The organism is Gammaproteobacteria bacterium (assembly GCA_013214945.1).
In the GTDB taxonomy this organism is placed as follows: domain Bacteria; phylum Pseudomonadota; class Gammaproteobacteria; order Enterobacterales; family Psychrobiaceae; genus Psychrobium.
The window spans coordinates 71,583-90,889 of the sequence record JABSRT010000015.1; the positions used below are offsets into that span (position 1 = coordinate 71,583).

The window sequence follows — 19,307 nt, forward strand, 5'->3', positions numbered from 1 at the left end:
GGTATAAATAATACATTAATTATCTTGCGCTAAATCGGCAATTTACTGGTGATAACAATCAACTTATTGAATGAATTATGATCCCAAGAACAACCTTAGAACAATGGGCAGTGTTAAACGCGGTCATTAAACACGGCAGCTTTTCGCTAGCCGCCGACGCGTTACACAAAAGCCAGTCAGCGGTAAGCTACACCATCAAAACACTGCAGGCGCAATTACCCGTTGAAGTATTAGTTATTAAGGGTCGCAAGGCCGAATTAACTAAAGCCGGCGAAGTATTACTGCGCCGTTCACAGCAACTGCTGGATCAAGCCAATTCACTCGAAAATATCGCTAAAAACTTGGCGCAAGATTGGGAAGCACAAATCACCTTGGCGGTTGATGCAATTTTCCCGATGGATATTTTGTATCGCGCCGTCGAATTATTCGAACCTATCAGTGATGGTTGCCGCATAACCATTGTAGAAACAACGTTGTCGGCCACCGAAGAAGCATTGCTCAGTGGCCAAGCCGATTTAGTGATTGCCACCAATATGCCACCAGGCTATTTAGGCAATATTATTCATCAGGCTAATTTGATTGCGCTCAGCAGTAAGGAGCATCCACTACAACAAATAGCACGGCCTTTAACCGATCAAGACTTAAAGCAACACCGCCAAATAGTGGTTAAAGACGGTGGCATTAAACGTAACCAAGATGTTGGCTGGCTTAACTCGGAACAACGCTGGACAGTCAGCAACTTTACCAGCTCAGTAGCAATGCTAGAACGCGGATTAGGTTTTGCCTGGGTACCACAACATTTCGTGCAGGCATCGCTTGACGCTGGCACCTTAGTACCGCTGAATTTAACCGCCGGAAAAATCCGCAAAATCAACTGTCAGTTGGTTATTTCAAATATCGATACCGCAGGACCTGCGACGCGAAAACTGGCTGAGATTATTGAAGAGTTGTGTAGAAGCTCACCGACTGACTAGCATTTCATCGATGTTTTTAAAAATACCCCTCCGAAATTAATAGTGTCAGTTCACTGCCACAGAGATTGACGACGGGTATTTCAAGCGGCGTGTACTGCCGCGGATTTGACAGTTTGTTCTTACGCTCAGGATTGAGCTTTCTAAGCGGCGTGTGCTGCCGCGGATACATTTACTAGCGCAACATTCGGAGCTATCACTTTCTAAGCGGCGTGTGCTGCCGCGGATCTCACCGAGCATTTCGCGCATCGTGCGCAATCTTTCTAAGCGGCGTGTGCTGCCGCAGATTTTCCGAGTTCAAAAGATCCAAGTGCTGAAAATTTCTAAGCGGCGTGTGCTGCCGCGGATGCTTTGGGGCTGGTTCCGCTATTGGTGCAATTTTTCTAAGCGGCGTGTGCTGCCGCGGATGGCTAAACGGGCTGATCACTATTTACGCAGAATTTCTAAGCGGCGTGTGCTGCCGCGGATCGCCATCATAATACGCGCAGCAAATCGCGCTATTTCTAAGCGGCGTGTGCTGCCGCGGATGATTACGAAACAGGCTTGCGCCAGCATCGTGATTTCTAAGCGGCGTGTGCTGCCGCGGATGTGATGTGCCCAAGCGCCCGCAAAGCTATGCATTTCTAAGCGGCGTGTGCTGCCGCGGATCTGGTTGGTTACCGCTTTGTTGTCGTTAGCAATTTCTAAGCGGCGTGTGCTGCCGCGGATAAAACGACGAAATCATGAGCCCGACAATTTCATTTCTAAGCGGCGTGTGCTGCCGCGGATTAGAAATTTAGGCATTAAGGCTCCATCTGTTTTTTCTAAGCGGCGTGTGCTGCCGCGGATCGATAGCGGTTGCCGGGCTAATTGGTCTGAGTTTTCTAAGCGGCGTGTGCTGCCGCGGATAAGGCTTTATGTTGATAATCCCTCGCTGGTTTTTTCTAAGCGGCGTGTGCTGCCGCGGATCCTGCCATGAACAAATAATTATCAATTCGTTATTTCTAAGCGGCGTGTGCTGCCGCGGATATTTACGTCCTCAATTAAGGGACTGATTAATTTTTCTAAGCGGCGTGTGCTGCCGCGGATGCCTGTTATTTCGTGCGTTACCATCTTACATATTTCTAAGCGGCGTGTGCTGCCGCGGATATCAGTATAGGTATTGGCTGTCGTTTGCTTATTTTCTAAGCGGCGTGTGCTGCCGCGGATAAAGTAAGATCTCTATAAATACATTATTGTTTTTTCTAAGCGGCGTGTGCTGCCGCGGATAAAACGACGAATGTGGCTGAGGGATTATAGCATTTCTAAGCGGCGTGTGCTGCCGCGGATTGCTGCATTACGTTAGTGCCTTTAACGTCGGTTTTCTAAGCGGCGTGTGCTGCCGCGGATTTTTTGGTGGAGCTGTAGCCACCAGCTTTCTATTTCTAAGCGGCGTGTGCTGCCGCGGAACTCAGCCCAGGAGCTTCATTGCTGAAACCCTTTTTCTAAGCGGCGTGTGCTGCCGCGGATATAACGGTACGTGGGAGTACCCGAGCCTTATCTTTCTAAGCGGCGTGTGCTGCCGCGGATAATGCGTTTCGTCAAAACAACGGCTATCTGACTTTCTAAGCGGCGTGTGCTGCCGCGGATGGTGCCCCGAAAAAGTAATATTACTGCCAGTCTTTCTAAGCGGCGTGTGCTGCCGCGGATATGCGTTGCCACCTGTCGCAGATCCGCGAGCATTTCTAAGCGGCGTGTGCTGCCGCGGATCGAGCATCTAAAGGCGAAGAGGGGGGTAAGCATTTCTAAGCGGCGTGTGCTGCCGCGGATATTTCTCTAAACACTGGATTACTCTGCGCGCTTTTCTAAGCGGCGTGTGCTGCCGCGGATATTAAATCAGGCATTAGCAGTCTATCGGCTGATTTCTAAGCGGCGTGTGCTGCCGCGGATAGATCATCTAGCGCCGCCAACGCCGCCGCCTTTTTCTAAGCGGCGTGTGCTGCCGCGGATATGAACATCATGTAACTTAGTGGCTATGTACATTTCTAAGCGGCGTGTGCTGCCGCGGATTCAATTCAACAGCAGCGGCTTTAACGTTAGGATTTCTAAGCGGCGTGTGCTGCCGCGGATAGCAGGCGTCGAGCGATGAGCCTCATTACTATTTTCTAAGCGGCGTGTGCTGCCGCGGATGAACTTCGTCAATAATCAACAACGCACCGACATTTCTAAGCGGCGTGTGCTGCCGCGGATGTTTCAAGAAATTGCGCATTGATTGGTGGATTTTTCTAAGCGGCGTGTGCTGCCGCGGATGAATAATCCAATCATTAATCTCTTTTCGTCCCTTTCTAAGCGGCGTGTGCTGCCGCGGATGACTAATTAATGAATCTTATTAGCGGGGGATGTTTCTAAGCGGCGTGTGCTGCCGCGGATAAGCGATTGGCCGCACAACCGATGTGTCATTTTTTCTAAGCGGCGTGTGCTGCCGCGGATAGCATTTAAAATTGGATCTCGCGACCAGCGGTTTTCTAAGCGGCGTGTGCTGCCGCGGATTTTTTTCGTTTTCGATTGCCTGCCGCGCCTGTTTCTAAGCGGCGTGTGCTGCCGCGGATTTCTCAGAGATACTAGCGCACGATGATAAAGATTTCTAAGCGGCGTGTGCTGCCGCGGATCTATTGCTATACACTACCCAACCTTAATGGCTTTTCTAAGCGGCGTGTGCTGCCGCGGATTCTGCCGGGATAATTTCCAACGTATATTTCACTTTCTAAGCGGCGTGTGCTGCCGCGGATAGTAGTGTAACAGACAAAAAAACAGCTACAACAATGATTTAGACGTTTAACCTAAAAACACCTAAATTTCTAGCCATGCTGTAGCTATTTGTTTTAATACAATTTTTTAAAGAGCATTACTTTTAGGTTAAAATTTAGGTAAAGCTGCCTCTTTATTAAAGCCATACGTTGAAAACGCTATTTCTCGATTGCGTTCACTCATAGCAGTGCGTTTAATGGCGAGATTAAAATCTCCTTTATCACTTAAACTTTTCATTTTAATAAAGGGCAGTGCTTTAATTGTTTTATCCATTGAATAGCTGGAGAAATGACTTGTGGCCTGCTCTATTGTTTCGCCTTTGCGTTTCATGCGCCGGCGAATAAGTTTATCTGGTCTGCCTGCTTTGGTTATTCGATTAAAACTCTCAAAACCTTCGATCTCATCCGGCACTTCCTTTACCGCTTTAATATGCACATAATCCTCTAAGCGAATGAGCCACTTTTGAATATTGAGTTTGTCAAAATCACTCAGACATGCTGCAAATAAGCGCACCTTATTGCCCATAAACGCTGCGTGCTTTGCTGTTGCTGATTTACATTCAGGAAAGCTAACCGCAATAGGTGTTTTATTATTGGTGTCTTTTATTTCGACCAAGGCGAGATGCACTTGCATCATCACCTTGCCCCATAAAAAATGAACGCCAATATCATCACTGGGCAATAGCGTGATATCGATGTAGTGTTTCAATGTTTGAGTCATTACATGGCGCTCCTATTTATCACTTTCACCAAACACACCACCACGTACTAGCACTGCCATTACATAATGCTCATCTTCGACGCGGCTCAGTTTTTCACCGCGTGCCCATGCATCAAAAAATGTGTAGAAATCTTGTTTATCTTTAGGGGTGCGATAGGCCTTACCTAAATTAGTTACTGCGCCATATGGTTCGATGGCTATTGGGCCTGCGGTTTTATCTTCATCCTCAAATTCTGGATACCAAGTATCAATCGAGCGCAGCGCGTTGCCCACTTTTTGTGAGTGCATGGCGGCAATATTATTAACATGATATAAAATTTTGCTTTTTTCGCCCTTACCTTTATCAAGCACTAGCTCTTCACTTGGGTATACTTCTTGCGCCAACCCAACTTGTGCATAACAGGTAATGTCGAGCATTAAGAAATCATCATCGCTAGATAATGCGGTGGCAATACGCTCTGCCAGTGATAATACATCACTATTTTTATGATCAAAATGGCGTGTACTCAACGTCGCCGCATCAAAACTCCAGCTTTGCTTGGCATTTTTATTCAGCGCGTTCACTTCAACAATAATATTGTCTGCGCCTACGCGGTTGCGCCATAAAAAACGTGCATTGGCAATATTGGTTGCATAACGTTTCGCTAATTCATTAAATCCTTGTTCTTTAATGTAAGTTGTCGCAGCTGCTTTATAGCTTTGTTTAAAAAAAGCATTGTTGCATGCTGATGGTTTGGTAATACCGCCTAACACTTTTAAAGTGAAATGTAGTTTTAAGGTATCTTGCTCGGGAGATAATGCGCAAGCATCAACACGTTGTAAGTTGGCTTTTTCAACTTCGGCATTCAATTTTGCAGGATCATTTTTTACCGCTAATTTTAAGCGATTTGAGATCGTACCGCGCACTGATTTTTCAACGAGGACTAGCGCTGTCGCGTCGTTTCTATTTTCCCACGTAGTGCCATATAGGTAGCCGTCGCTTGATACTAATTTTTTCTCGAACGCCAATACCGATGCAATATTTTCTTTCTTAGCCATGATTAGTTTCCTTTCTATTATTAAGAGCTTTATATATTTAGTTTTTAACGTTTAAAATTCGTCGTCTTCGCTTTCACTGAAATCTTGAGTCGGCTCCAGTGCATGTACTCGTTGAGCCGCTTGTTTTTGCTCACACAAATATAAACTTTGCTTACTGTTAAATTGATAGCGCCATAGCAAATTGTCGATGCTTTTAATACGATGTGGCATTTTAAATTCGCCAAGGGTAACAACACTTTCAGCAAATCGATGAGGAGTGCTTTCATCTCGTTGATTTTTTGCAGCGCCCAGCTCACTGATCCCTTGAAACCCCGTGGCAATAGGCACTATCCATCCCGATGTTTTTCGCTGGCTTGTCCAACTAATGCTTTCTTTACTGTTGCCATCGGAATCTTCTTGCTGTGTCACGGTGCAGGTGTTGTGTACTGCCAGAAAATCGATTAGCCCATCTAAGGCATCGAGTCCTTCTTCTTGAGCTCGTTGCAATAAGTCTCGTCGCTCAATTAAGGCATAACCCGGCATGAGCTGGCGTTGTAATTTTTGCAGGCTGTTGTCGTCATCGTCCACCACGTGAAATTGCGGTTGTTGATGACTCATAATGTCGCCACCTGCTAATTTCATGTGGCCGTTAAGTAAATGACGTATTTTTTCAATTAATTCATCGCGTTGCTCAAGTGCCAAGTGTGAGACTTCAATAAGTAAACTCACATCAAGGTGGATACGCGCCTCTTCAATAAAAGCACTACGTGCGCCAGTTTTGTCCAGTGGATTACCCGTACCTATGATGGAGTGAACAAAATCATTATTGCCTTTATGTGTTTGTAAATCAGCATGATGACTGATAACACCTACAGCAGAAAAAGTGACGGAAATACCTTGCCCATTAAGCTTTCGCTCTAATGCATGCGCCATTCCCATAAAGCCTGTCATCGCTGGAAAACCAATGGTAAACGGGCTAGATAACGCGTTGGCGTTATGCACCTTTATGTGGGGAATTAATATCAGTTGTTGGCTCATCGCAATAACTCCTTATTGTTGTCAACCAACTTGGCTATATGTTTGTATTCGGCATCACCGAGCTTTATCGCCTTTTTGCCTAAAATGGCTTCGTAGCCTTGAAATATAAATTGAGTTATTTGGCTAAGCAGCCCATCAAGCCAATCGTCATTGTCTGGATATGACGTTACTTGCAGCCAAATTTTTTGCTGGCTGGGTAACTGCGAATGACTCGCTAAAAATTGATCCTTCGCGACGCGCATTTCCCACAACACACCAAGCATATAATCCACAATATCTTGATAAAGCTCATCACGCTTTTCACGCACATGCATATTGTTTTGATCTTGCTTATAAAGTGCGTGCAAGGCATAGAAAACGCTGCGACAGGCTTTAGTATTTATGCGCACGCTCTGAGTGAAGAAATCTTTGGTAGGAAAAATGGTATCGCGCTTTGCAAAGCTTGGTGGTAGCGACATAAATAGGTGCACTTTCCCACCATTAGCATTGTTCAATACGCTGATATTTTGTGGTTTTGTTCCACCATAACCAATCGTCGTCAGATTATAAATTTCTTTATAACTTGCGCCCTCTTTATTACTTTTTTTGCTACTACGCGCAGCTTTTACTTCATCAGAAAAACGCAGTGTATCTAGCCGTTTTCGTAGATCAAACATAATGCCTGATGGCGACAATATAGATAGCTGATGGTATTTATCTTGATCATCGACCACTAAGTCATCATCGACAGGGAAATAAACCTGTTTAATTTTAGAGCTAGTAATTGACTCACCACCTGATTGCAACATCACCATAAAACCGTCTTTTAAAACGTCATAACGGCATGACTCATCTTGCGATTGGCAATCAAGTGCAATTTTTGCCTGCGGGCTATCTTGATCAAGGTGAGTCAATAATGTTTGACCATCAGCTAACTTGGTAGTGAGATATTTATACACATCCAATGCCGCCGCATTACCCAAGGCATCGGGCTCAACATTGACATTACCACTGCGCAAAAATCCATCGGCTGCGCTCAATGTTCTAGCAATAACAGAGCTAGCATACCCATTTTTATTTTTACGCGAACTTGGGTGACTAAAAGTGCAAGGGTGCGTTGCAATGGATATTTGCCCTGCTCGCCGAGCCGCATTTGGTAGCCAACTTTTAGCCTCAAAGACATCATCACAATCGATGTTCAACTGATTAATTTCAACATCATCCATTGATGCTTTAATATTTTTCTTGAGCCAAGCTTCTTTGCGAACGGCAAAAAACTCGCTTAATGCAGGATCTAACATAACACCTCCTTGGTATTTCAAATTCATTCTTTAACCAGCCCAAACTGGTCGTTATAATAATATTGCTTGCCCTCTTGATGGCGAAAGTTCAACTCTCCATATTTAAGGCATACTCGACGTAAACTCACTTCTTGTTCACTGGCTTTTTGTTTAACGCTTTGCTCATAATGTCGCGTTAGCCATAAACGCTGCTGCGCGCATTCACTAAGCGTTTCAAAGCGGATACCTAATGGCAGCTGTCGATCGATAGCAAAGCCTTGTTCATCTTTTTCACAAAATTTATAGGCATGTTGTTCATGTAAATAAGTGAGATAGGTTTTTATGCCTGCATCTCCAGCACGAAAACGAAAAAAGGTTTGTGGCAGCCCAGTTAGCCACCAGCTTTCGCGTAAATACCCTTGAAATGTATTAGGGCCAACTTCGGCTTTAATGCTACTTTTGGAATTGTCTTTACTGGCATAATTGGCCAATAACTTCCAAATTGACGCATGTTCAAGTTCCGCCAAGCTTTTCGGGGCACTTATTCCCCCTAGGCTGCTCCCCAAACCACGAAGATAACCCGATTGCTGATGCGCTTCTTTTTGAATACGCGGCGCTGCGTCTAGTCGCATATTGATGTCTTTTTCATTGAGTAGTTGTTTTAAATCGTGACTATTAAGGAGTAATTTGTTGGTTTCATAACCGGGTTTTTCAAAACACGGCTCTTCTACCAGCGCGTCATTAATCGATTGTACTTTAGTGTTACTCACACCATCGTTTTTCACGCTTTTTAAGTTACGCGCCATAATAGCGATATTAGGGCAAGCGGCTTCGCCATCACGATGGCGGCGTACCCGCCCTGCTAATTGAATAATGGAGCGATACGATGACGGCTCAACAATTGCCCAATCAAAGTCGTGATCGCGGCCAACTTCTTCCACCGGTGTAGCCACTAAGATAAAAATCACATTGCTTATTGCTATCTTGTTATTACCTGCATTTTTACTGTCTACATCGCACTTAATGGTATCAAGGTGTTGTCGTATCACCTTGTGTAAGAATGCTGCAGGCGCTTTACCGATATTTTCTTTACGTTTTAAGACTTCATCAAGGTGTTTTTCTTGCTCAGATCGCAACAATAAGGTTTGCTGGGAGTGATAACAAAGCACGCGTATTTGTGTGTCGTTCGCAGGCGAATAGTCACTAAGTAAATAGCGCGTTAAATCGACGCAAGGGTTTATGTTAGCCACGCGGATCACGCCAAAAGAGACATCAATACCTGTTTTAATATCTTTGGTATGATGCGTTTTATGCAGCTCACTCGTTGTTTTTGCCATGATATTAAAATAGAGAGATTGCTTACTTTTGTTGCGCTCATCAAGATTTTGGCTTAAATCAATCTCCGCTTTCAACACCCTATCAACATCGACAATGCGCGCTTTGCGTTTAGCAACCTCTTTGGCCAATTTTTTGATACGCTTATCAACAAAAATGGCGTGTTGTTCTCGATAGCCTTTAATGGCGTCGCTAAGCGTTGCTTGGTTATGTGTGCTAACGGCTGTTTTAAATTCGTCTGACCATGCACACCCAATAAGGGGCGGAATATTTCGTGAGGCAGCAAACAATAAATAGCCATCGCGATAGGCTTTAAAATAACCTTCAGCCAAATCGGGCGGAATAGTCGCTGAGGAGATCATCACTTTACGCCCCATCAAGCCAGCAAAGTGAATTAACCGCCCTATAGCGACTAAATCATCCCCACTAAAGTCGTCAATTTCATCAATCACTAGATCCGCTGACATCATGCGCAAGCTGGGCAATATGTAGCGACCACCCCGCACGCATTCTGTGGCGCTCATTAGGTGATCAATGGTGCATGAAAGCACTGGCGCGTATAAAAACTTACGGTCTCGCTCATTAGTGAGCACTGTTATTAGCCCCTTATCCGGGACATCACAATCAAAATCGATATCTTCATCGAGTAGCGTTTCTGCAGATTCACTGCCTAAATTCGTAATGGCTTTTTCATCTGTGATTTTTTTATTGCTGTTATGTAGTTCAAGCACAGCACTTGAACCAATCAATACCGCCAGTTCGCTGTCATCTAACCCTATTCGCTCACGGTATTCATCTCCGGTTTGAAGCGTTAAGGTTCTAAGTCCTAATGCGAGGGTATAACGCAGGCTGTTTGCATCACTTGAGAGTGCACGCATGATCTTGGCATTGGCAAAAGTTTTTCCTTGACCTGTACTGGCCATGTTCACGGCAAAAAATCCAAATTGGGTTTGTGTGTATTCAGTGCGCCACTGCGTTATCGCAGTGACTGCTTTGTCTTGCCATGCGAACTTTTTAGGGCTGGGTTTCTTTAAACTGTTGATATCTTCTGCGCTTGGCAGCTCATTTTCAAAACATGGTAAATAATACGCATTTTGTAACGCTGCTTTCGTTACGCCATAAAGATGTTCATCGAGCTTTTGTTTAAGCTTGCCGCTATCTCTGTCGGTATTAGCATAGAGCCCTGCATCATCTGACCAATTCTTAGCAGCCTCTTGCGAGGAGTAATAATGGTCCCCGAGCATTAAACATAAGCGTGCATGATGAAGCACGACTCGAATGCTGCCATCGCTGATAGATTGCTTGGCGAGCACTTGTTGATTGTTTAATTTAGTCGCCCATTTTTTGACTTCGCCACGCCATTTTTTCGCTTGGGTGAGTAAGCCATGGTTAAATTCAAAGCATTTTCTGACTCGCGCTTGATACTCGGTTTCATCATATCGATTTTCATAACCCCACTCTTTGCTCACCAGTGCCAGTAGTCCGCGTATTTCACTGCGCTTTTCGCCCTTATAATACGATGCAACTTGTGGTGTTAGCTCACCAGTTGGTGTCGTTCTCGGTAAGTTAGGCAAACGGTGGTGAGATACAATCAACCACATGACAAGCTCAGCAATAGGCGATAACTGAGTAAATGGGCTGCTTGTTGCTATGTCGTTTTTGTCAATTGAGCTCAGTAACGCTTGCTCGTCTATGTCGCTATCACTTAGCAACGTGAGCCATTGCTCGCCACTGTTGTCACCCTGTTGTGTAACTAACTGTGTGCCTGATTGTTTGATAAACTGCGAGAGTAATAAGCAAGACACCCATTCGTGACGAATAGGATCGCCTTTGAATTTATGCTCACTTTTTGGTGCTAATTTTTCTTGAAATAAATCCGATGCCTTCCCCCAATCATGAAATAGCGCAGCAATTGCGCTTAGCGATTGTATGAGGGGTAAATACTGCCAATTATTTTCTTCATTTTTGTAATTCATATTCTTTGTACTATTCACCGGCACTACGCCCTCAAAATTAAATGCATCGCGTTTACCCACTACCCACACCAATTCGCTGCGTGCGCGCGAACGAATCCAGTGACAACTAACAGCGGTGCTTTTGCTGGCGCTTTTACGCAGCAGTTTTTTAACAGCGCCTAAGCCTTCTTGGGTTATCACGGTTTGCCAGGTGTTATCACCAATGCGGTTTGCAAAAGCGTCGAGTACACGGCGCGTTTTTTTAATCGCATTCTTTTCACACTGTGAAACAAAGGTCACCATCATGAGGCGTCACCGCCTTTGTTATCCTCACGATCGTCAGTCCAATCAGTTTTCATCGCGATTAACTTAACTTGGTCGAACATGAATTCCAGCGCGCTGTGTTGGGTAAAGGCGAGTAGGCATTGCTGACGAAATTCTTGCTCGGTTGCGCCCTCTTTGGCGCAAATAAAGGCCCATGGCAGAATAAGGGTGTCTTTGATTAAATCGGCAATGTCGAACACTAATGCGCCGCGGCGGGTTTTACCGTGCATTACTGCAAAACCGTGGGGAATGCCTAATACCCACAAGGTCGTGGCGGCTAAGCCATAGGCTAAATAGTTACCATGGTTTAAAAAGGCGTTGGCGTTGTCTACCACTACTCCATTTTCACCACGCTCGCGCCTGAAATCACCATGTTTGGTCACATTGGCGGCGAATTTATAGAGCCGCTTGGTTAATACAGCCTCAATCGGCAACAGTTCAGTGACTTTATTAGCGCGAGTTATATTGGCTTTGGCCTCGGTTAAAAACCTGGACAATTGGGCGTTATCGGTGTTGAAACCCTCACCTTTTAAGTCTTTGTCTTTAGCCCAAATAGTTTCCATGTAAGTGATGCGCGCTATTTGGAATGCTGCTGCAGCTTGGAAGCGTTTACTTTCATCAAACCAAAAACTCATCCAGCCTTGCACATATTCTGTCGGGCGATATTCACTTTGGGGGCTGAGCCATTCAATTTCATTGGCCATTAACAGCGGCGTGCCGCCGCCACCACAAAAACCTACCAGCACACCTGCTTGTGCGAGCATGCGCATTGCTGCTTGAGTAATTGAGGTGCCTGTGCCGAGTAAAATACAGGTCGTGTTAGCAATGGGAATATTCCAATACTGGTTTTGTTTCTTTGCTTCGGTGAGATAAAGCACGCGACCGTCTTTTTGCATTACTCGGCACTTGTCTAAGTAATAAATATTTGCACGCTTGGAGTGTAATATTGCTTTTAAGTCAGTTAGTTGTTCCATTACTTCTTCCATAAAAAATATCAAACTTTCAATCCACTCATTTAACCACCACAACAGTAGTCAAACAACGCGTCAACTTTTAGACATGTTCATTTGTTTACAGGTCAAAACGGTAAGGTCTAATATGCTGTTCTGATTGTGCCGTTAAGGCTATTTGCTGAGTGCAAGGGTCGGGATCTTGGCGGGTTAAATGTCAACGTTTTAGCAGGTAGGAAACCAACGCGGCACGCGATGTTATAGTCAAGCGGCCTTGAGTCATTTGATAATCGTCACTAATCACTTTTTGTTGAGCCGGTGTTAGCCGCTGATCAGGCTCTATTTGTAGTTCGACTATTTTGTGCCATAACACATCGTCAGCAACATCGGTTTGGGCTTTACCTTCGTGGACCACTTCGCCATTGAATCTCGATAACACAAAGTCTCGAAAAGCCATATTTTTGCGACAAAATGCTCTAACGTGCCAACGTAAACCGTCAAAAACTAAACTGTGGGGTTCAATAATTCGATCTTTATATTGAGGAGTTGAAAGTGAGGTGTAACCAATGTCTATCGCCAACTTATTGTCTATTGCTCGTAAAATTGGCTGAGCCAGATATTGTTGGGGGTTTCTGGTTGGAATGCTAACGTCGACAATATGCGAAAAACTAAGCGCTGAGCTACTGTTGACTATGGATTGATATTGACTAAATTCGGCTGTTGAATAACGTAAGCTAAACTCAGCGTCAGCCACAAAACCTTTAATACTGTCTTGATAAATGATGCTATTAGGGTGCAGAGCAATATATTTATTGAATGTTCTACTCGCTGATGGCCTAGATAAATTGAAGTATTTTGTCAGATGACTCGCATTAACTCTTCCCTGCCAACGGATCATAATTTCTATAAACTGAAATCTTTCGATGTATTCTTTAGCCATGCTTTGCTCCCTGTAAAGGCACAGGTTAACATTACAATAAACTTGTTAAATGATATATAGTTAAGTGGCAATTTGTAGTTATTTATTAATGGAGATCAAGCCATTTTCAATTGGTTGATTCATTATCTTCGCTGGAGATGTAGTCGCAAGTTTTAAATTGCACTTGGTTACGCCCTTGTGCTTTAGCTTCATATAAGGCCATATCGGCACGGTGAATGAAACTGTCATTGTCATCTATTGCCCGATTATACAATGACACGCCGATGCTAACGGTTGAACGTACCCCTTTAGCATGCTTTTGATTGGCACAGGTTACGCAAATTCGTTGCGCTATGTCGTGGGCTTGTGTTTGCGACAGCTCAGGCAACAGTACAATAAATTCCTCACCACCATAGCGAGCAAATAGCTGATGTTCTTCAAGCAATGCGCCGACTGTTTGAGCAAACGTAATTAATACCCGATCGCCAATGGCGTGGCCATGGTTGTCATTAACCAGCTTAAAATTGTCTAAGTCAATTAACAAAATGGCCAAAGAGGAGTTGCTCTGCGCAGACCTTTTCATAGTCTGTGTTAGCTCTTGTTCGAAGAACAGTCTGTTTTTGATCCCGGTAAGTCCGTCAGTAGTTGCTTGATGATGTAGCTCTTCTAACAAACGTTCTCGTTCTGAAATATCGCGCACAATCGCAGTAAATTCACTTTTGCCGTTAACGTTCATTTTTGATATAGAGATTTCAGCAGGAAATTTTGAGCCGTTTTTTCGCTGGCCATAAACAATGCTGCGACGACTCATTTCACGAGATTGGATATCCGAGGCTGAGAAACCATCAACATAACGCTGATGGTATTGGCGATATTTGGTTGGCAACAACATCATTAAATTTTTACCGACCACTTCATCATGACTATATCCCCATGTTTGCTCGGCCGCCTTGTTAAACAATACAATGTTACTGGCTTCGTCCATCGTTACAATGCAGTCGTGCACTGATTGAACGACCGACCGATAGCGGTTATGCGAGGTCACTAATCTTTGTTGCTGGAGTTTCTTGGCACTGATATTAATGCCGTTAATAAACAGTTGTTCTTGTGGTTGGTTGTCATCAATTAAGGGAGTAATAATTAATAACCACCATTGCTGATGCTGATGGTTACTCAGAGAGAACTCAAATTCTACTGCGGTTTTTTTTTGGCTAGCAAGCGATAAATAATAACTGAGCTCGGTGCTATCTACGTCGTCAAGCACCTCACGGATTGAGAGCGGCAGTGAGCTGTCAGCTACAGCACCAATCATTTCAAAAAACAGTTGGTTGCAAGAACTGATCACAAAGTTATTATATTGTTCAACCTCAATTACGGCAAAAGTAGCGCCAACAATTGACGTTTTAGAAAATATCGTGGGAAACAGGTTAGCCATTAAATTCCTTACGATCGTAAAATACTTAATACTTAATACTTACTGCCTAGCAATCCGAAACGTCAAAGTATGACCTTTTAACTCTACATAAATTAGTTAAGTGAATCAACACTGATCATAACCCCGCATATAGTGACGACATGGCAGGCATATTTTATGCTAGATCTTGGCACCTATGACGATCATTATAATGTTGGCCAATCGAGTGACCAGGGTTGATTACCATCGCACCATGCTTCGATACTAAGGTTGTCGAGCACCCAAGACGGTGATGTTTGGTAGTGATAGTCCTTGCCCGCTAGCGTAAAGCGTAAACACCAAGCATGGAGCTGACCAATCGTTTGCTGATTGTTGGGGTAATATCGTGGATCACCATTGATTGGCGCGCCAAGGCTTTTCATCGCTACTCGCAGTTGGTGAGTTTTACCAGTATGTGGTTTAAGCACGAAAATCCGCTGACCATGCCCTACTGAAAAACTAAAAAACTGAGTCACTGCCGGGTTTTGCTTGGTCTTTAACAATAAGTAACTGCCATTGCGGCCTTTGCTCATATCGCCTTTGATCAAACCCTGCTTTTTTTTCGGTTTTTTATCGGAGAGTGCGAGGTAATACTTCTCGATTAAACGCTCACTAAATAAGACGCCAAACTGTGCAGCCACACTGGCCGTTTTGGCAAAAATCAATAATCCAGAGGTCATTTTATCAAGCCGATGAACGGGGTATAGTTGCTGGTAATTGAGCTGTGCTTTCACCAGTTCAACAATTCCAAGGACGTCTTGCTCGGTATGAAAATTAATATTGGGGGCTTTATTGACGACAATAAAAAGCGGATTATCGTCAATTAGAGTGAACGGAGCTGTCATGTTAGGCGCTTATATCGGTGTTACCAATGAATAACCGGCATTCTTCCATGCCGTGTAGCCGCCATCAAGTGAAATTACGTTGTTGTAACCCATTTGCTGTAAATTAGCACTGGCCATCGAGCTGCGAAAGCCGCCACCGCAGTACAATACCAAGATCCGTTCAAAGTCGACCACTCGCCCCACAATATCACGCTCGATAATGCCTTTGCTTAAATGAATAGCCTCGGGTAAATGACCTTTGACCCATTCATGATCTTCACGAACATCAATTAATAGAAAATCGCGTTGCTGCTCTTGCCAATCTTTAAGGGTAGCAATGTCGGTATGCGCTACTTGCTCTGACGCTTTAGTGGCAATCGCTAAAAATTCTTTACTGTGGATCATAACAACGTCCTTGGTTTATTTGTTTGTTTAGGCTCGCATTATGGCTTGCTTGGCAGTCAGATTTCAATAGCGACCTTTCTCTAACATGTTATCAGATCAAAAAAGGGCTTACCTAAGTAAGCCCTTTTGCGTATCACTCGTTAGTGGTGATTATATTTTGGCGTGCAGCTCTTGAATTGAAGTAACCGTGGCACGGTCATCAGCAAGAATTGCATCACAAGTGGCTAATGCTGCGTTCATGGTGGTGGTGTAGCTCACCTTGTAACGTAACGCGCCAGCACGTAGCTTGCGAGAGTCATTAATTGCTTGACGACCTTCGGTAGTATTAACAATGTACTCGTACTCACCGTTGGTGATTCTATCAAGAATATGCGGACGACCTTCGCTTACTTTGTTGACCAAACGTGGGTTAATGCCAGCTTCGCCAAGAATTATTGCGGTGCCGTGAGTTGCATCAATGGTGTAACCCAAATCAATCAACTTCTGAGCCAACTGAACAACACGTCCTTTGTCACTTTCACGGACCGAGATTAGCGCACGGCCTTTCTTCGGCACATTTGATTGAGCACCCAATTGCGCTTTAGCATAAGCTTCAGCAAACGTAACACCAACACCCATCACTTCACCAGTTGAGCGCATTTCAGGGCCTAAGATTGGGTCAGAACCGTGGAACTTGTTAAATGGCAATACTACTTCTTTTACCGAGTAATATGGCGGAATAACTTCCTTGGTGAAACCTTGCTCTTGCAGTGACTTACCAGCCATTACCTTAGCGGCAATCTTAGCTAGCGGTACACCCGTTGCTTTAGAAACAAACGGAATAGTACGTGCAGCACGCGGGTTAACTTCGATCATGTAGATTTCGTTGTCTTTAACCGCAAACTGAGTATTCATCAGGCCGATAACGCCAAGCTCAAGCGCTAACAAACGTACTTTTTCACGTAATCTGTCTTGAATGTCTTGCGTTAGTGTATAAGGAGGTAATGAACAACCCGAGTCACCTGAGTGAACACCGGCTTCTTCGATGTGCTCCATGATGCCGCCAATTACCACATCGACACCGTCACATACCGCGTCAACATCAACTTCAACCGCGTTGTCTAAGAAGCGGTCAAGTAAGATTGGTGAATTGTTAGATACACTCACTGCCGCTGACATATAACGACGTAAGTCTTGCTCGTCATAAACGATTTCCATCGCACGGCCACCGAGTACATACGAAGGACGTACTACTAGTGGAAAACCAATGCTCGCTGATTCAACAATCGCTTCTTCGGTATTGCTTACCGTTGAGTTAGTCGGTTGCTTAATGCCTAAACGCTGAACCATAGTGGCGAAACGCTCACGATCTTCTGCGCGGTCAATCGCATCGGGTGAAGTACCGATAATTGGTACACCGGCAGCTTCTAACGCCCGTGCTAACTTAAGGGGTGTTTGACCACCGTATTGCACGATAACGCCTTTTGGCTTTTCAATCCGTACGATGGCCATCACGTCTTCAAACGTGATAGATTCAAAGTATAATCGGTCAGAAGTATCGTAATCTGTTGATACGGTTTCAGGATTACAGTTAACCATGATGGTCTCGTAACCTTCTTCGCGCATCGCTTGAGCGGCGTGAACACAACAGTAATCAAACTCAATGCCTTGGCCAATCCGGTTAGGACCGCCACCAATAATCATGATTTTTTCACGATCAGAAACGTTTGCTTCACATTCTTCATCGTAAGTTGAGTACATGTAAGCGGTATCTGAAGAGAATTCAGCCGCACAGGTATCAACACGTTTGTAAACTGGATGAATGTCAAAACGTTCACGAATTTTACGTACTTCAGATTCAGCAACATCTAATACGTCCGCTAAGCGCGCATCGGAGAAACCTTTACGTTTAAGGCTGCGTAAGTAATCGCTGGTCAGGTTAGCCATGCCGCCTTGGGCTACCTTAGCTTCTTCTTCAACAATGTCAAAAATTTGCATCAGGAAGAAACGATCAACTTTCGTGATGTTGAATACTTGATCTAAAGTCATGCCAAAACGGAAAGCATCGGCAATGTACCAAATGCGATCGCTACCGGCGTTAGCCAGTTCGTGTAAAATCTTGTTTTTAGCTTCTGGGTCGTCAAAATCAACAATTGGGTCAAAACCATTAACGCCAACTTCTAAACCACGTAATGCTTTTTGCAATGATTCTTGCTGGTTACGACCAATCGCCATGACTTCACCCACAGATTTCATCTGTGTGGTTAAACGGTCTTCACAACCGGCAAACTTTTCGAAGTTAAAACGTGGGATCTTAGTGACTACGTAATCAATTGATGGTTCGAACGAGGCAGGTGTTTTACCACCGGTGATATCGTTGTCTAATTCATCAAGGGTATAACCTACCGCTAACTTAGCGGCGATTTTAGCAATGGGGAAACCTGTTGCTTTCGAAGCAAGTGCCGATGAACGAGAAACTCGCGGGTTCATCTCGATGATCACCATGCGGCCCGTATCAGGACAAATACCAAACTGAACGTTAGAACCGCCCGTTTCAACCCCAATTTCACGCAGTACTGCCATTGAGGCATTACGCATTAACTGAAATTCTTTATCGGTTAATGTCTGAGCAGGCGCAACCGTGATTGAGTCACCCGTGTGGATGCCCATAGGATCGATGTTTTCGATGGTACAAACGATAATACAGTTGTCTTTTTTGTCTCGAACCACTTCCATTTCGAATTCTTTCCAACCGATTAATGACTCATCGATTAGCAATTCTGTGGTCGGGCTTAAATCTAAACCACGAGTACAAATTTCAACAAATTCTTCAGCGTTGTATGCGATACCACCGCCGGTGCCACCCATGGTGAACGACGGACGAATAATACAAGGGAAGCCAACTTTACGCTGTACAGCATGTGCTTCTTCAATGGTGTGTGCTATGCCAGCTTCTGGTGTCGCTAAACCTATTTTCTTCATTGCAACATCGAAACGACTACGGTCTTCTGCTTTATCAATAGCGTCAGCCGTTGCGCCGATCATTTCAACATTGTATTTAGCAAGAACGCCTTTGCTTTCTAGTTCAAGCGCACAGTTTAAAGCCGTTTGACCACCCATGGTCGGTAAGACCGCACACGGACGTTCTTTTTCAATAATTTTCTCAACAACTTCCCAGTGAATTGGCTCAATATATGTCGCATCGGCCATTTCAGGGTCAGTCATGATGGTCGCTGGGTTAGAGTTAACTAAAATAACTCGATAACCTTCTTCACGCAGTGCTTTACACGCTTGTGCGCCAGAATAGTCAAACTCACAAGCCTGACCAATGACGATTGGGCCAGCGCCCAGAATAAGAATACTTTTTATGTCGGTACGTTTAGGCATGATTC

General features: G+C 44.4%; 12 protein-coding genes and 1 CRISPR repeat array. Of the genes, 1 reads left to right on the forward strand and 11 read right to left on the reverse strand.

Annotated elements, in window-relative coordinates; translation table 11 throughout:
- Nucleotides 1–77 precede the first annotated feature (77 nt).
- Nucleotides 78–974, forward strand: coding sequence for a LysR family transcriptional regulator (locus HRU23_12745; protein NRA55006.1), 897 nt, complete (start codon nucleotides 78–80; stop codon nucleotides 972–974).
- A gap of 77 nt (nucleotides 975–1,051) precedes the next feature.
- A CRISPR array of direct repeats spans nucleotides 1,052–3,718; the repeat unit is 28 nt; unit sequence TTTCTAAGCGGCGTGTGCTGCCGCGGAT.
- A 127-nt stretch (nucleotides 3,719–3,845) separates the two neighbouring features.
- On the opposite strand, the gene cas6f is transcribed toward HRU23_12745, so the two are convergent.
- The 11 genes from cas6f to carB all read right to left on the reverse strand — a co-directional run bounded on the left by cas6f (nucleotide 3,846) and on the right by carB (nucleotide 19,302).
- Nucleotides 3,846–4,445, reverse strand: coding sequence for a type I-F CRISPR-associated endoribonuclease Cas6/Csy4 (gene cas6f / locus HRU23_12750; GenBank protein ID NRA55007.1), 600 nt, complete (start codon nucleotides 4,443–4,445; stop codon nucleotides 3,846–3,848).
- Nucleotides 4,446–4,469: 24 nt separating this feature from the next.
- The gene (gene csy3, locus HRU23_12755; protein ID NRA55008.1) at nucleotides 4,470–5,495 is read right to left on the reverse strand and encodes a type I-F CRISPR-associated protein Csy3; all 1,026 of its coding nucleotides are present in this window, start codon (nucleotides 5,493–5,495) and stop codon (nucleotides 4,470–4,472) included.
- Between the two features lie 51 nt (nucleotides 5,496–5,546).
- Nucleotides 5,547–6,512, reverse strand: a complete 966-nt coding sequence (gene csy2 / locus HRU23_12760) for a type I-F CRISPR-associated protein Csy2 (GenBank protein NRA55009.1) — start codon at nucleotides 6,510–6,512, stop codon at nucleotides 5,547–5,549.
- A complete protein-coding gene (gene csy1 / locus HRU23_12765) occupies nucleotides 6,509–7,792 on the reverse strand; it encodes a type I-F CRISPR-associated protein Csy1 (GenBank protein NRA55010.1) in 1,284 nt (427 codons plus the stop codon). The genes csy2 and csy1 overlap by 4 nt, the downstream gene beginning before the upstream one ends.
- A gap of 23 nt (nucleotides 7,793–7,815) precedes the next feature.
- Nucleotides 7,816–11,367: a type I-F CRISPR-associated helicase Cas3 gene (gene cas3f, locus HRU23_12770; protein NRA55011.1), complete on the reverse strand. Its 3,552-nt coding sequence runs from the start codon at nucleotides 11,365–11,367 to the stop codon at nucleotides 7,816–7,818.
- Complete coding sequence (gene cas1f / locus HRU23_12775) at nucleotides 11,364–12,359, reverse strand: type I-F CRISPR-associated endonuclease Cas1 (protein NRA55012.1); 996 nt, start codon at nucleotides 12,357–12,359, stop codon at nucleotides 11,364–11,366. Before cas1f ends, cas3f begins: the two co-directional genes overlap by 4 nt.
- 193 nt (nucleotides 12,360–12,552) lie before the next feature.
- The gene (locus tag HRU23_12780; protein ID NRA55013.1) at nucleotides 12,553–13,275 is read right to left on the reverse strand and encodes a WYL domain-containing protein; all 723 of its coding nucleotides are present in this window, start codon (nucleotides 13,273–13,275) and stop codon (nucleotides 12,553–12,555) included.
- Nucleotides 13,276–13,381: 106 nt separating this feature from the next.
- Nucleotides 13,382–14,689, reverse strand: coding sequence for a diguanylate cyclase (locus HRU23_12785; GenBank protein NRA55014.1), 1,308 nt, complete (start codon nucleotides 14,687–14,689; stop codon nucleotides 13,382–13,384).
- A gap of 185 nt (nucleotides 14,690–14,874) precedes the next feature.
- Nucleotides 14,875–15,552 (reverse strand): TIGR01621 family pseudouridine synthase, encoded by a 678-nt coding sequence (locus tag HRU23_12790; GenBank protein NRA55015.1) that lies wholly within the window; start codon nucleotides 15,550–15,552, stop codon nucleotides 14,875–14,877.
- Between the two features lie 9 nt (nucleotides 15,553–15,561).
- Nucleotides 15,562–15,936, reverse strand: a complete 375-nt coding sequence (locus HRU23_12795) for a sulfurtransferase (GenBank protein NRA55016.1) — start codon at nucleotides 15,934–15,936, stop codon at nucleotides 15,562–15,564.
- A gap of 150 nt (nucleotides 15,937–16,086) precedes the next feature.
- A complete protein-coding gene (gene carB / locus HRU23_12800; GenBank protein NRA55017.1) occupies nucleotides 16,087–19,302 on the reverse strand; it encodes a carbamoyl-phosphate synthase large subunit in 3,216 nt (1,071 codons plus the stop codon).
- Nucleotides 19,303–19,307: the final 5 nt, after the last annotated feature.